The following is a 16,052-nucleotide window of genomic DNA, read 5'->3' as shown; positions in this document are numbered from 1 at the left end:
AAAAACGAGACGGTTTTTTTGTGGATTTTTTTTCCGCCACGAATTCACGAATTAATTTTTATAATAATTCGTGAATTCGTGGCGGAAATTTATATTCAAAACTATATTGAAAAATTTATTTTGAATACTATTGTCACCCTGAGGGAAGTCGAAGGGCGCTCAAATTGGTCCGTGGGCTTCGACTTCCCTCAGGGTGACAATTCAATACGTTACTATTCCCTCACAATTTCAATTTTTCTTCGAATTTCATTTCCAAATGCATCTACAATCGTTATGTAATGTATTCCCGTTGTTGGCGTAATCGGTAATTCATGAAAGGTTTTTGTTGTGGCTTTATATACGTCATCAACATACCAAAACAATTCTTTATCTCTTTCAGAATAAGCCACTTTTAAAATTACGGGTTGTACATTACTATTAAAATCTTTTGTTAAATAGATCTTACTATTGGCTTTTGGATAAATAAAATCCATTGTTGTGGTCTGCGTTCCTTCACAGCCTTCTTTAAATGGAGGCAGCGGCAGATATTCTATATGCTGGCTTTTGTAATACCACGCCATAACCGGAGGCAGTACAAACCAGTTTTTAGTAACAATATTATCGATATTCTCACAACTGCTGTTTACTTGGAATTGCTCTGTTTTGTCTAAATGAATGGTTCTGTGATACGGACAGACTTTTGTCGATTTCCCTTTTTTGGTAACCCATTGTTTAATTTTCGGACAATTGTCTTTTGCCAGATAACCACTTAAACGACAAACTTCAACTTCTTCTAAATCTTTATAAGGCGTATCAAACCATTTTTGTCTTGGCAGTAAATTAAAAACATCGAATAAAATCGGCGCTGCACTGGTAACTCCTGTCAAAGTCGGACGCCCTTCTCCTGTTGCATTTCCAACCCAAATTCCGACTACATATCTTGAATTGGTTCCAATTGCCCATGCATCCCGGTTTCCGAAACTGGTTCCTGTTTTCCAAGCAATTTTCAATGAGCTGTCATAAAATTTCCATGCTTCATCTCCTTCTGGCCTGTTAACCTCTTCCATTGCGTTGTAAGTCAACCAAATTGATCCAGCGCCCAAAATATTCTTTTGATCGGTTTCGGATCCAAAATCGGGCTTAAAATCGTTTTTATAATTTAACTCGGCAAATTCATTTGTTCTGTATTTTGCCTGATGCTTAATAAAATAATTTAAGGTTGAAGATAAATTGGCGTATGTTCTGCATAAATCCCATAAGTTACTTTCGGCACCTCCCAAAATAAGAGACAAACCATAATGATCTGGAGTTTTATTAATGTTTTTTAATTTAAATTTTTGAAGTTCTTCATAAAACTTATTTACACTAAATTCCTGTAACATCAACACAGCAGGAATATTCAATGAACGCGACAATGCACGATGCGCCGGAACTGCACCGTCAAAAGTCAGATTAAAGTTTTGAGGTGTATAACCTGAAATCTGTGTTGGAATATCTGCTACTAAAGTATTTGGCAATAATTCGCCATCATCTAGCATAGCGCCATATAATAGCGGTTTCAGGATACTTCCTGTACTTCTTGGCGCATCTATAATATCGACATCTTTTTGATGATCTCTGTCAGCCGGAGAATTCCCTACATAACTCATTACATTTCTGTTTTGAACATCAATTACCAAAATCGCCAGATTATGAACTTCGTTTTGTTTGTATTGATTGTAATAATATCTCGCAATTTGATTGACACGATTTTGCAGAGCGTAATCAATTGTGGTTTTTACTCTTGTTCCTTCTTCATTTTTTGCTACTCTCTGCAATAAATGCGATGCAATCTGCGGCAAATCATAAGGTTTTTGAGGCAAAGGTTCTTCTATAGACAATTCATATGTCTGTTTGTCGATAACGCCTTCTTGATGAAGTTTTAATAAAAGTCGGTTTCGTTTGTTGAGTAATTTTATCTGATTTTTTCCTGGATAAATTAAACTTGGAGCATTCGGCAAAACAGCTAAAACAGCATTTTCAGCCCAAGATAATTGATTGGACTGAACGCCAAAATAACGCCATGAAGCCATTTCCAATCCCACAACGTTTCCTCCAAACGGCGCATGGGCGGCATACATTTCGAGAATTTCGTTTTTAGAATATCCTAGTTCTAATCTTGTAGCGAAAATTATTTCGAGAATTTTTTCGAGATAGGTTCTGTTTTTTCCTTTTCTGGATAATCGTATTACTTGCTGTGTCAATGTACTTCCGCCTCGAACTACTTTTCCTGCTTTTCTGTTTTGTTTAAAAGCATTAATCATCGCTCCCGGATTGAATCCCGGATGTTTGTAGAAATATTCATCTTCAAAATAAACGATACATTTCTTGAATTTGTCCGGCACGCTGTCCTGCGCAGGAAAACGCCATTGTCCGTCGCGGGCAATTTTAGCTCCGAGCAGTTCGCCTTCTTTGCTTTCTATAACGGTAGAATAAGGTTCTTTAAACAAAGTTCGGGGTATCGAAAAATAGTAAATCAGCAAAAGCACAAATGCAATTGCTGATTTTATTTTGTTTCTTTTTATCCAATTTAGAATGCGTTGGAAAAACGCTATAAGTTTATTTTTCAAGACTGATTTTATTTAACCGCAAAGTTTTTTTGCACGCAGATTTAGCAGATTTGGCAGATTTTCTTTTTGATCTGCTTAAATCTGCTAAATCTGCGTGAAACTTTATTTTACCACCTCAACCCAAAATCCTTTTGTTCTGGCTAAGAATGTATTATCGTACATCGCTTCGCATTGCAAGCCTGGCAAATAATAATTCCCTAAATATGATGCGTTTAACAATATTCTGAAAACTTTCGTTTCTCTGCTTGCCAGACTGAAATAGAAATTCGTTCTGTCATCACGAATATCGATATAATCCGCAATATTATTTACAGCGTCTCCATAATCTGTAAAACGGGTATTTACGATTTCGAATCCAGAAGGCAGGATCTGTGATAAAGCAACATTCCGAACTCTTTCATTTCGCTCGTTTTTAATCGTAACCTCAGCAACAAATTCAGTTCCCTGATTTATTCTAGAAACATTAATTACACTTCCTTTTCTGTTTTTAAAGACAATACTTGCCGAAACATCATTCTGAGTTGCATTTTCTTGTCCTACTGGTAAAATTCCTGTATTTAATACACGAACATAAACCGTATTATTTTTATTGTTTTTAAGCGTAATACTGTTTGTACCAGAAGCAACAGACAAACTACGATCTGCCACTGATTTACCTGTGTTTATCGTCTCTCCCTTTCCGTTTTTAGCAAACTGTATATTGATTCCTTTAGATCCATTGCCTATCGCAAATTTCGACATTGAATATAAACAATAAGCCGTTGTCTGTGTACTCATCCATTGATTGGCCGACATTTCTTTGGCTAATTTTGAAGCCATAGTAAACGCTTTTTGTTTTTGACCTAAAAGCAGCATCGTTTCAAGTGCCATCGCTCTGTTTCTTTCGCTTGAACCATAATAGTAATAATTATAATTATCAGAACCATCAATGCTAGTGCGTAAGAGCAAGTTCTGTCCAGCCGATTTCTGCCCTGCTAAAACATAAGCCGCTGCTAGACGAAGCATACTTTCATTCGAAATACCTTTAGTTTCACGCAATCTGTTCATTGATGATAAATCGGCATTACCTGCTAAAGCCAGCGTGTATAATCTGTAAGCCTGTGCCAGATCATTTCCGTATTTTGGTTCAAAACGCCATTGTTTAGCTTCTTTTTGCTGATATGACAGCCATTTTGATTTAAAATTAATTGGCAGTATATATCCTTTTTTCTCTGCTTCAATTAAGAAATGTCCGGCGTATGAAGTTCCCCAATCGTCTGGAACTGCATTTCCCTGCCAGTAAGGCAATCCGCCATTTGATAGTTGGAAATTTCCTAATCTGGCGATTCCGGCTGCAATATTTTTTTGAATTAAATCTTTGCGTTTCGCATCAATATCAGCAACGTCACTTAAGAACAATTGCGGAAATACAGAAGATGTTGTCTGCTCTACACAACCGTGCGGATACTGAATTAAAAACTGCAGTCTTCCATTCAAATTCATCGAAGGCATTGATGAAACTTCTAATCTCGCTTTATTACTTCCTGCCACTCCAAAGGTTTTCCACGAAAGTGTTTTTGAACTATTTGGTCCTAAAACAACATCGGTAAAGGTACTCGTCACCGGGTTCGGATTGGTCATGTCAATTTCAACATCGTAAGTTGATTTTTCACTTCCAGATGTTGCTACAACCTGAACTTTTGCAATTCCGGTTGCAGAACCTACTACCAAATTAAAATAGGCCATTTTCTCATCCGGCTGTGCAAAATTCAGTTTCTGAACAGCGCTTCCTGCTACTTTTAATCCGTTACTTGTTTTCACCTGAATCGTTACATTTTTGACTTTACTCTCAGTGGCAAAAACCGTAACCGGAAGTGTCACTTTTTCTGATGGCGAAATTTTTCTTGGTAATGAAGCTAAAACCATCAACGGACTCTTAACCTGTGTTGCTTTTTCAACGCTTCCGTAAGCACTTGTTGCGGCATCACCGGCTACTACCATAGTTCTGACAGAACCAATATATTTAGGCAGTTTTAATTGATGTGACTTTGTTTCTCCTTTTTCTAATTTAAATGGTCCATAATACAATACAACTGGTTTGAAACGGTTTGCTTTTTTAGCTTTTCCACCGCCTAAATCCTGATCTCCTCCAATACTGAAAATCTGATTTATTTTTCCACCGTAAGCTCCAATTACATCATCGTAAACGTCCCATGTTTTTACTCCCAAAGCTTCACGAACGTAGAAACTATCCCATGCATTTGGCGTTTTAAAACGAGTTAAATCCAGAAGACCTTCATCGACAACTGCGATTGTATACGTCATTTCTTTTCCTGATTTCTCTCCTACTTTTACCGTAAAAGGCTGTTCAGGTCTTAATACATCCGACATATTTAACGTTGGTGCCAAAATCGTGTTTTTGTCCACCACTTCGATAGGAACAATTCCGTACATACGAATCGGCGAATCATTTTTGGTTGAAGCGTGAGGCTGTAATAATGTAATATTAAAATACACGTTTGGCGCCATTGCTCCTGTAATTGGAACTTCAACTTTTGTTTCTCCTTTTTTAGTCTCAGTCCAAATAGTCTGCACTACTCTTGATCCGTTTTCGATTGAAATTAACGCACGTCCGCCTTCACTTGAAGGAAAAGAAATCTGAGCTTTTTCGCCTACTGCATAGTTTTTCTTATCAGTAGAAAAAACTAACATATTTGCGGTTGAAGCATCTCTGTTTCTTGTTTTTCCAGACCAAATCGGCCAGTCGATATTTACAGTTAAAGAAGTCGCGTGCCCACTTTCTCCATCTTCAACACGAATTAAATAGCGTCCCCATTCTTCATCGGTTAAAGCAAATTGAAAACTTCCTTTTCCGCTTGAATCAGTATTAATTACAACAGATTTATACGATGTTGTTGAATTTGAAGAGTTATAATTCGACAAGTTATCATTTGAAGAATCCCACCACCATCTCCAGTCAACTTTATAAATTCTGACTTCCAGATTTCTAACAGATTTTGGTCTTCCGTTTTCATCTACCGTTACCACTTCAAAACGATTGTTTGTTCTCGTTTCAAGCATATTGTATTTGTTCAGTTCCGGCGATTTTAATCCCACATACGTTTTGTACGGAGAATAAGTTGTCGACATAACATCGGTACTAAAATCTCCTCCTTCTTCATACACTTTTGTAATGAAAGCTGCGCGAAGCATTCCCGGAGCCTGTCCTTGCAATCTTGGCTGAATATTTACAGCTGCTTTTCCGCTTTCGTTTAATTTACCTGAAAAAACATTAATTTCTTCTGTACTAAACTGACGTGTTAAATCATCAAAAGTATATTTTTCATAACCTTTAAAAGTGGTGCCTTGCTGAGAGAATTTAGCCTGTATTTCTACATTTAAATTCTTAGCAATCGCTCCGTGAAGCCAGGTTACTTCCAGATTATCTGTATTTGGATAAGATGCCGAAAGTGTTTTTCTGCTGAATGTATTTTTGATTTTTAAACGATTTGGTTTGATCGTTTCTATTTTAATACTTTTATAGAATTTGGCCCCGCCAACGCTCACCATAGCTTCCCAGTTTCCTGTTGGCGCATCTTGGTTTGTTGGTACTATAAAAGCATAATGGTTTAAATCGTTTGTTTTTTGAACCGTTTGATAAACTGTTTTACCATTCGGATCATTTAATCTAAATTTAATTGGATGTGATTTCGGAAGTTTATTCGCTGCATCATTTAAAATGAAAGACAAATACAAATTATCTCCCGGGCGCCAAACGCCTCTTTCTCCGTAAATAAAGCCTTTTAAACCTTTTTGTAAAGTCTCTCCGGCAACATCAAAATTGCTGACAGACAAAGATTGTCCGTCATCAAGTTTCACATAAGTTGACTGATCTCCTAAAGTTACAATTGCAAAATAAGCGAATTTATCCAGCTGAAATGATGCAATTCCTTCGCTGCTGGTTGCCTCAGTAGCAATTTTCTGTTGTTGGAAGTTGTATAAATCTACCCTTGCATTTGATACAGGTTCTGTAGTTACGATATTGTTTACGGCAAATAAATACGATTTATTCTCGCCTCTTTTGGCAATAACTCCTAAATCTGAAGCTAAAATATTAGTCGCAATTTTCGCATTATAAAAATACGATCCAGAACACGGATCTTCGCTTTCTCTCCAGTCATAATCGTCATAATAGGAATACTCATCATAAGAGTTACCGCTGTAATTCACATCATTTTCATCTACTTCTTCTTCCTCAGTTTCATCATCACCTGAATCTGATGTTTCGCATTTATAAAGAGAATATTTCTTTTTGTATACAAATTCAACTCTGTAAATCGCTCCCGGTTCCGGCTTAATAATTTTAGATAAATCTAAAGCATAGGTATTCCATTTCGAAAGATTTACGAGCGTACTTTCCCTTAAATTAAGCGTAGTTTTAGCAACAGGCTGTGCAACTTTTTTAAGGTTTTGTCCGCCGTTTAATTCGTTATATTGTAAAAACTGCAGAATATTATTCTTGTAAATTTTATACACTTTTACATCAACGGCACTTAAGTTTACGGCTTCGAAATTTAATTTTAAATTATTTGAACTTGGCAGAATCGTTCCATTTTTTACAAAGCGGATATTTGGTTTTATCTGGTCAAAAGAAATTTTCTCAGAATAATTAGATTCTAATTTTTTACCATACTGGCTTTCGATTCCTTCAAAAACTTCAAGTAACAATTCTCCGGTAACTACCTGCTGCGGTTCTTCATCCGGCACATACTCAACGGCTTCTTCTGCAACAGCGGCAGCTGAATCTACGGCAACAGCGGCTGAATCAACCACTACCGCTGCCGAATCTACGGCAACTGCTTCGGGTTCTTCTTGAACTACAACTGTAACTGGTTTTTCTTCTTTAGGAGCATTTTGGTTTGTAAAATATACTTTCAGTAAATTTCCTTGCGTAGAAAATTTCAGGTTATTAGTGTTCTGAATCGAAACCAATCCGGCAAAATCCTGTCCTTTTTCCAAAGGTTCAGAAAAGTTAATTAAAACCTGTTGATTGTTTCCATCCGGAACCTCAACCTTTATTACTTTAAATTCGTTGATGCTCGTAATCGGGAAATCGATTTGTCCTTTCTGATCAATATCAAAATCACTTCCATCGTAAATGATTTCTAAGTTTGAGGCTTCTGACTGACGCTGAATGCTGTCAATTATAAAACGGAACTCTTTTGCAGGACCGTTTGTTTTTTCAAACTTAATTTTAAGATTATTTCCGTTATGTTTTGCTTCGACAAGTTTTTGAGCCGTTTCCAAATCAATATTATCTGCTGTTTTTAATACGCAGTTTAAATATTGATATTCTTTGCTGTACGACTGAATATCGAATGTATTGATAGTAAAATCCTGTTTTACCGTTTTTACTGTAAAATTGAATTTAGAAAGCTCTTTTTCTTTGTCTTTTGGAATGGCAGTTAGTTTATCTAAGTTTAAAGTAACCTGATATTCTGTTCCCATTTTGAGTTTTTTCTCCGGAATAAAAGCTAAAGTATTAGTCGAAAGTGCTACAACTTTTCCGCTCACACTTGGTGAAATATCAAACAAATCGTCGTCTAATTCCTGATTGGGTTTCCAGTCGTTTTTATCAAAAGCCAAAACTACACGAATATCAGAATCTGCCGAGACAATTCCGCCTGTAAAACTGGTTATGTAATCTTTGAATAATGAAAAATCCGAATTGAAATCTGCAGCTGATTTTCTGCCGCAGGATTGAAAAATAAAGAACACAAAAAATACGAGAACTAAACCTTTTGCTTTCACTTTTATTTAGAGTTAATTGGTTAAAAAACTGGTAATTTAACACGCCTTGCAGTTAAAAACCATAACTGCAAAATGAGATTTAAATTATGTTAAAAGTAAAATATTTTCCGGTTTCTTTAAGAAGAAAATTCTCTAGTATTCATTATTTAACTTTTGTTGAAGTCTACAAGGTGTTGTGGGAATGACTAGAAGTAAATTTCGACTCTTTTGATAAGATTATTTCCTTCTCTCCAGAAAGAAACGTTTCATTAAATCAGCTGCTTCATTGGCCATTACTCCCGAAACTACAGTCGTTTTTGGGTGAAGTTTTGTTCCCATATTCAGAAATCCGCGTTGTTCGTCGCGTGCACCAAAAACGATTTTAGAAATCTGGCTCCAGTACAAAGCGCCAGCACACATTTGGCAAGGTTCAAGCGTTACGTAAAGCGTACAATCTTTTAAATATTTTCCACCAAGGAAGTTTGCAGCAGCGGTAATGGACTGCATTTCGGCGTGAGCGGTTACGTCGTTGAGTAATTCTGTCAAATTATGACTTCTTGCTATTACCTTATCTGCCACAACAATAACGGCTCCAACAGGAATTTCGCCTTTTTCAAAAGCTGCTTCGGCCTCCTGCAAAGCCTTTTTCATAAAATATTCGTCGGTGAAAGGATTTTCCATAATTGCAAAAATAGGATTTTTAGAACGTATTTTTTATTACATTTAATTTTTGATATTTGAATATGGAAAGAAATTACAAAATCAGCATTCCCGAGCTATGTAAAGAAGATTGGAACAAAATGACGCCAAACGAAAATGGTCGTTTCTGTATGAGCTGTTCTAAAACGGTTACTGATTTTACTTCTATGCTTCCAGAGGAAATTCAGCATTTTTTTATTCAGAATCAGAATAATGCTATTTGCGGAAGATTTAAAAATTCGCAATTAGAAACAATAACAATTCAAATTCCGAGTCAGGTTTTATATACACAAACCAATTATTATAAAATGTTTGTTCTGGCAATGTTTATTTCTATGGGAACAACTCTATTTAGCTGTTCTGATAAAGATGGAAATAAAAACAAAATTGATAAAATTGAAATTATTGACAATACAGAGCAAAATGAAAACGAATTTGTGTCTAAATGTTATGGACATCAAATCGAATCTAAAAAAGTAAGCCCGGAAAAACCTGCTCAAAGTACCATGATGGGAATGATAGCTCCTGCTAATCCTATCCAAACAGGATCTTTTGTGTATCATACAATATATAATTCGAAAGATTTAGATGTTTTGCCAGTTCCTGAAAATGGAATACAAAAGTTTTATGCTTTTTTTGCTAAAAATTATAACACTCCTAATCTAACAGAAAAGTTTAACGGAGAAATTGAGGTCTTATTGGTTGTTGAAGAAGATGGCAGTTTAAGTAATTTTACAATCGGTAAAAACATACCAAAAGAAATAGAAGAAGAAACTATAAGGGTTTTAGAAAAAGCACCAAAATGGATTCCTGGAAAATTAAAAAATCGTATTGTCAGATCTACTTACGTTTTACCGATTACAATTAAATAATGAATAAAGAACTTAAAATAACGATTCAAAAAACAGCACTAGTCACTTTGTTTTTGATTGTTGGGAACTGTTTGTTCAGCTGCCAGAAGAAAGACGAAAAACAGCAAAAAACAAATACGGTTCAGGCTGTAAAAGATACTGTTGTAAAAAAACAGGCTGTTGTTGAAGAAATTGCCAAAGATAAAAATGACAAAGCAGATTCTAAAGTTTCTATTCCATCAAAAACAGATAAGGCAAAAGCTGTAAAATCAATAGAAAGCAAACTTTCAAAATCTGGAAAAACAGATGCTAATAAAAATACCCCCCAAAAAGTAGTCGTTAAAGCTGCTCCTTCCGGAGAAGTTGTATCTGAAACCAATGCAGAATTTCCGGGCGGAATTGATCAGTTTTATACTTTTTTTCAAAAGGAATTTAAAAAACCTGCAAATGCAGAATTTTATAAACTCAAAATAAATCTGGCATTTGCGATAGAAAAAAACGGTTATGTATCTTTTCTTCAATCTGACCCTCCTATTAACGATGTAACACAACAAGAAATTATACGAGTTTTAAATTCCTGCCCAAAATGGCAGCCGGGAGAATCTAATGACAAAAAAGTAAAGAGACAATATTCTTTACCCATTGTATTGCAATAGTCCTCACAATAAAATTCAATTTAAAACCGTAAATTTGCTTTTTTCCATACAATGAAAAGCGATTTACTCTCAAACATATACAATCCCGCCGATTTACGTCTTTTAAAAGAAGAACAGCTTACTCAGGTTGCTCAGGAATTGCGTCAGTTTATTATTGATGTGGTTTCTGTAAAAGAAGGTCATTTAGGCGCCAGTTTGGGCGTTGTTGAACTGACGATTGCGCTGCATTATGTATTTAATACTCCCGAAGATTTATTGGTTTGGGATGTTGGACATCAAGCTTACGGACATAAAATTTTAACCGAAAGAAGAGAAAATTTCCATACTAACAGACAGCTTGGAGGAATTTCGGGTTTTCCAAAAAGAGCCGAAAGTATTTACGATACTTTTGGTGTGGGACATTCTTCGACTTCTATTTCGGCAGCACTCGGAATGGCAATTGCTTCTAAACTAAAAGGCGATTCAGAAAAACAACATATAGCCGTTATTGGCGATGCTTCTATCGCAAGCGGAATGGCTTTTGAAGGTTTAAACCACGCCGGAGTTACAGATGCTAATATTCTTGTAATTTTAAACGACAATGCTATTGGAATTGACCCAAGTGTTGGTGCATTAAAAAAATATCTCACGGCTGTTAAAAACGGAAAAAATCCGAAACAGAATAACATTATAAAATCACTGAATTTTGATTATTCCGGTCCTATTGACGGGCATGATTTTCCAACTTTGATTAAAGAGTTAAATCGTTTAAAAAAAATTAAAGGCCCAAAATTCCTTCATATTGTTACCACAAAAGGAAAGGGTTTACAGCAAGCTGAGGAAAATCAGGTGAAATATCATGCACCTGGGAAATTTGATGCTTCGACTGGAGAAATTCATTTAAAATCTGAAGAAAATCTTCCGCCTAAATATCAGGATGTCTTTGGTTTAACTATTTTAGATTTAGCCAAAAAAAATGAAAAAATAATTGGGATCACACCTGCAATGCCATCTGGAAGTTCATTAAAATTTATGATGAATGAACTGCCGGAACGTGCTTTTGATGTGGGAATTGCCGAGCAACATGCCGTAACGCTTGCCGCCGGAATGGCGACTCAGGGCATGATCGTTTATTGTAATATTTACTCGACATTTTTACAGCGCGCTTACGATCAGGTTATTCATGACGTTGCCTTGCAGAATTTACCGGTTATTTTTTGTTTAGACAGAGCTGGTTTGGTGGGAGAAGATGGCGCAACGCATCATGGAGTTTTTGACATTTCATATCTGCGTTCTATTCCAAATTTGATTATTTATGCGCCAATTAATGAAATTGCACTTCAAAACATTTTATATACGGCTCAATTAGGTCTGAATAATCCTATTGCAATTCGATATCCGAGAGGCCGAGGCGTATTGCCAAATTGGGAAGTAGAAAATTTCGGACATTATGAAACGATTAAAATTGGCGAAGGAAACTGCTTAAAAACAGGAACTACAACAGCTGTTTTATCTACCGGATCAATTGGGAATAATGTTATCGAAGCTTTAAAAGAATGTCATAATTCTGATGCCATTGCTCACTACGACTTTGGCTTTATTAAACCCTTAGATACAAAGCTTTTAAACACTATTTTCTCTAGTTTTGAAAGTATAATTACCATTGAAGACGGAGTAAAAAAAGGTGGTTTTGGAAGCGCAGTTTTAGAATTTGCGGCCACGAACAACTTCAAAAACAAGGTTGAAATTCTGGGTATTCCTGACGAATTTATTGAGCACGGAAGCGTGCTTCAACAACAACAATTGTGTAAAATTGACGTTAAAAGTTTGATAAATCTTTTTTCAAACGGTTCAAAATAATTATTTTGCAACACCAAAAAATAAAATACGCCTAATGAAATTATTACGTTCTGCCCTTTTGCTTTTGTTACTTTTGTGCTCTACAAAAAACTTTGCACAACTTATACAAACAACACTCGATCCCAATCAATTACCAAAACCGCCATCAAACTGGACTAAGAAAAATCAATTAGGTTTTGACATTTCAGAAATTGCTTTTGTAAACTGGAGTGCCGGGGGAACAAGTTCTATTTCAGGTTTATTTAAGGGTGAATTTGGACGAACTTATGCAAAAGGAAACCACAAATGGGTTAACGAACTTATCGTTAAATACGGTTTAAATAAACAAGACGGGACTGAGCTTAGAAAAACTGACGACGCTCTTTTAGTAAACTCTACTTACGGATTTAGAAAAGATACGGTCTCAAACTGGTATTATTCTGCCAAGTTTAATTTCAATACACAATTTACAAACGGTTACAATTATCCAAACCGTGATATTGCAATCTCTAAACCTTTTGCACCAGCTTATATCTTTCTGGGAGCCGGAGCTGAGAATTCAAATAAAAAGAAAAACAGAACTTTTTACTTCTCTCCTATTACGTTAAAAACAACTTTAGTATTAGACCAATATCTGGCAAATCAAGGTTCTTTTGGTGTTAAGAAAGCGGTTTATGCACCAGATCCTTTAGATCCTAATAATCAGATTTTAGTTCAGGAAGGTCAAAAAGTAAAAGCAGAGTTTGGTATTCTTTTTACCGGATATATGAAAAACGAAATATATAAAAATGTTTTTTACGAAAACAGACTGAGTTTATATACCGATTATTTAAACCGTTTTGGTAATGTCGATATTGATTATGATACTCGTTTAGATCTTGTTGTAAACGCTTATGTAAAAGCAAATATTGGCGTTCATTTAGTATATGATGACGATATTAAAACCAAAAAAGATGTCGTTGATCCTGTTACCGGAACAACTTCTCAGGTTAACGACGGCCCAAGAATGCAATTGCGTCAGGTACTTGGAGTTGGTTTGGTTTATGCTTTTCAATAAAATCTTAAGCCGAAAGTCTTAAAGCCAAAAGTTGAAAGTCATAAATTTAAGAACTTGAGTGAGTTAAATTGATTTTTTTTGGAATTACATAAAACTTGCACTGCATAATAATAATATTTTTTTCAACTTTTGACTTTAAGACTTTCGGCTTTATGACTTTTTAACTTACTTATTTTTTCTTCCTTGAATCATTTCATATAACTCTAATGCATTTCCATCCGTTAAAAGCGAAACATAGTGGCATATATGAAGCAGACGCTCGTATAAATTTTCTTTTTCTAAATAATGTTTTTCCGGCAGCATTTTTAAAATCAGTTTATCATAATTTGAGGCTGTTCCTTCATATTTGTTATTGAATGCGGTTATAAACTTATCCAGCAAAGTTTGAATAATCTGATAACCGACAATTTCTTTCTCGATAACTTCACGGCTCTGATAGATTTTTTCAACACTTAAGTTGATAATATCATTCATCTGCGCTTTGTACTTGCTTTTATCTGTTAAAGCAAAAGGGAAATTTCCGGCCAGAATTGCTTCTTCATTCTCAACAAAAACATCTACAGCGTCATTAATCAAGGAATTAATTGCTAATGCGCGCAAATAGCTGATTCTGTCTTCCTTGGTTTCCAGTAATTTATATTTGGCAACACCAATATTATCTTTTACCAGTTTAATTAAATACTCTAAAGCATAATCTTCAGAAACCAAACCAAGATTTATTCCGTCTTCAAAATCGATAATTGTGTAGCAAATATCATCAGCAGCTTCAACCAAATAAGCCAAAGGATGTCTTTCAAAACCAATATCGCCATCTTCTTTATTTGGAATCATTCCCATATCTTCTGCAACTTCTTCAAAAAAGGCTTTATCAGACTGGAAGAAACCGTATTTTTTATCGGCAATATTGTTCGTTGGTTTTTTCGGAAGACTTTCTTTAGGATATTTCATAAAAGCGCCCAAGGTTGCGTATGAAATTCTAAGCCCGCCTTCAATTCCCGGACGACTTCCTGTTAAGACAGAAAATCCGTTTGCATTTCCTTCAAAATCAATTAAATCCTGCCATTGTTTAGCAGTCAATTTATCTTTGAATTTTAATCCTTTTCCGCTTGAGAAATATTCCCCAATGGCTTTTTCACCTGAATGTCCAAAAGGCGGATTTCCGATATCATGTGCTAATGAAGCCGCAGCCACAATTGCTCCGAAATCATTCATATGATAACCGTGAATTTCTTTTAAATAAGGATATTTTTCGATGATTTTTTTCCCAACCAAACGTCCTAAAGATCTTCCTACAACAGAAACTTCTAAACTATGTGTTAAACGCGTATGTACAAAATCTGTTTTTGAAAGCGGAATTACCTGGGTTTTATCCTGTAAAGATCGAAATGCCGCAGAGAATATAATTCGGTCATAATCGACCTCAAAACCTAATCGTGTGTCATCTTGTTCTACACGTAATCTTTTGCTTGTATCGCCTTGACGTTTTAATGATAAAAGTTGTTCCCAGTTCATTTTACTATTTTAGATTGTAGATTATTGATTTTAGATTTGAGGATTCTAAGATCAAAAATACATTTTATTTTAAGATAAAAATAGGCTATGGATTAAGTTTTATTCGCCACTAATTCACTAATTAACACAAATCATTATGCTTAAATTAATTCGTGAAAATTTGTGAAATTCGTGGCAAAAATTTAAAGATTAAGCATATAAAAAAATCCATTTTAATCTGTGTAATCTGTGGCTAAAAATCAAAATTCTAATGCTTTTTTCAATAATTCAACTTCTATATCCAACCTATTGGCAGTTTCTATAAATTCTTTAGCTTCGCTCGGTAATAATCTTAATGCCATTTATTTATCATAAATATCTTCTTTCAAAAATATAAAAAAGCACCCCGTTTGGAGTGCTTTCTGAAATTGAATATAAAACTTAAGATTAGAAGTTTTTAGAGATTCCAATGTTAAATGTTTGTCCGAAGTTGAAGTTGAAATTGCTAACATCCGGACCATTGTTATCGTAGCTATAAGTATTGTAACCTAAACCACCAATGCTAAAGTTTAAACCAAAACCTTGTTTCATGTTAATGAAAAGAGCTGGAGTAATACCTACATACATTCCGTCTGCTTTGTATTTTGTGTAGTTTGGTCCTACATAATCTTTCTCAGTTCTGTTTTGGATACCAGCTCCTAAATCAGCAAATACAGAGAAAGTTTGGTTTAATGGCACAGAGTAACGTACAAATGCTCCAATTTTGAAATCATTAGTTTTGTACTCATTGATTCCTTGATCATTTTTTGAAGAAGCTACAGTAAATTCACCCCCTACTGTCCAGTTTTCGTGAAATTGGTAACCTACTTTTGGAGAAAAACTAAATTGATTGCTTTTAGTTTCAGAATTAGTGTAATCAGTTGTTTCAGAAGAATAAGCAACGTTTCCACCTACTAAGATTGTACCTTTTTGTGCGTTTGCAAAACTGCAGATAGCTAAAGCAGCCATCACTAGAATTTTTTTCATGATTTGGGTATTTTTTAATTTTAGCATTTCATTAACAAGAACAATGCCGTGAATACTGGGCTCTTTAATTTTTTTTATAATTACTTTAGAAGATTAT

9 protein-coding genes are annotated in these 16,052 nt (G+C 35.1%); 4 read left to right on the top strand and 5 right to left on the bottom strand.

Features of this window, described 5'->3' with window-relative positions; all coding sequences use genetic code 11:
• Positions 1–212: 212 nt before the first annotated feature.
• From pbpC to ABDW27_RS14825, 3 genes are all read right to left on the bottom strand, one after another.
• A complete protein-coding gene (gene pbpC / locus ABDW27_RS14835; protein WP_343696610.1) occupies positions 213–2,588 on the bottom strand; it encodes a penicillin-binding protein 1C in 2,376 nt (791 codons plus the stop codon).
• 102 nt (positions 2,589–2,690) lie between these two features.
• Positions 2,691–8,378: an MG2 domain-containing protein gene (locus tag ABDW27_RS14830; protein ID WP_343696609.1), complete on the bottom strand. Its 5,688-nt coding sequence runs from the start codon at positions 8,376–8,378 to the stop codon at positions 2,691–2,693.
• A gap of 216 nt (positions 8,379–8,594) precedes the next feature.
• Positions 8,595–9,038 carry a nucleoside deaminase gene (locus ABDW27_RS14825; protein WP_119789230.1) on the bottom strand — a complete coding sequence of 148 codons (444 nt, stop codon included), beginning with the start codon at positions 9,036–9,038 and terminating at the stop codon, positions 8,595–8,597.
• A 62-nt stretch (positions 9,039–9,100) separates the two neighbouring features.
• Between ABDW27_RS14825 and ABDW27_RS14820 the strand changes: the two genes are divergently transcribed.
• The 4 genes from ABDW27_RS14820 to ABDW27_RS14805 are packed head-to-tail and all read left to right on the top strand — an operon-like array spanning position 9,101 to position 13,438.
• Positions 9,101–9,928, top strand: coding sequence for an energy transducer TonB (locus ABDW27_RS14820; RefSeq protein WP_343696608.1), 828 nt, complete (start codon positions 9,101–9,103; stop codon positions 9,926–9,928).
• Positions 9,928–10,563, top strand: coding sequence for a hypothetical protein (locus tag ABDW27_RS14815; RefSeq protein WP_343696607.1), 636 nt, complete (start codon positions 9,928–9,930; stop codon positions 10,561–10,563). The genes ABDW27_RS14820 and ABDW27_RS14815 overlap by 1 nt, the downstream gene beginning before the upstream one ends.
• A gap of 51 nt (positions 10,564–10,614) precedes the next feature.
• Positions 10,615–12,402 carry a 1-deoxy-D-xylulose-5-phosphate synthase gene (locus ABDW27_RS14810; RefSeq protein WP_343696606.1) on the top strand — a complete coding sequence of 596 codons (1,788 nt, stop codon included), beginning with the start codon at positions 10,615–10,617 and terminating at the stop codon, positions 12,400–12,402.
• A 34-nt stretch (positions 12,403–12,436) separates the two neighbouring features.
• Positions 12,437–13,438 (top strand): DUF3078 domain-containing protein, encoded by a 1,002-nt coding sequence (locus tag ABDW27_RS14805; protein ID WP_343696605.1) that lies wholly within the window; start codon positions 12,437–12,439, stop codon positions 13,436–13,438.
• Positions 13,439–13,603: 165 nt separating this feature from the next.
• Here ABDW27_RS14805 and ABDW27_RS14800 read toward each other — a convergent pair whose 3' ends face one another.
• Together ABDW27_RS14800 and ABDW27_RS14795 are read right to left on the bottom strand one after the other, a co-directional pair.
• Positions 13,604–14,950, bottom strand: coding sequence for a deoxyguanosinetriphosphate triphosphohydrolase (locus ABDW27_RS14800; RefSeq protein WP_343696604.1), 1,347 nt, complete (start codon positions 14,948–14,950; stop codon positions 13,604–13,606).
• Positions 14,951–15,376: 426 nt separating this feature from the next.
• Positions 15,377–15,955: an outer membrane beta-barrel protein gene (locus ABDW27_RS14795; RefSeq protein WP_343696603.1), complete on the bottom strand. Its 579-nt coding sequence runs from the start codon at positions 15,953–15,955 to the stop codon at positions 15,377–15,379.
• Between the last annotated feature and the right edge of the window lie 97 nt (positions 15,956–16,052).

The organism is Flavobacterium sp. (assembly GCF_039595935.1).
Lineage (GTDB): Bacteria > Bacteroidota > Bacteroidia > Flavobacteriales > Flavobacteriaceae > Flavobacterium.
This window is presented reverse-complemented; position numbering and strand designations above follow the sequence as displayed.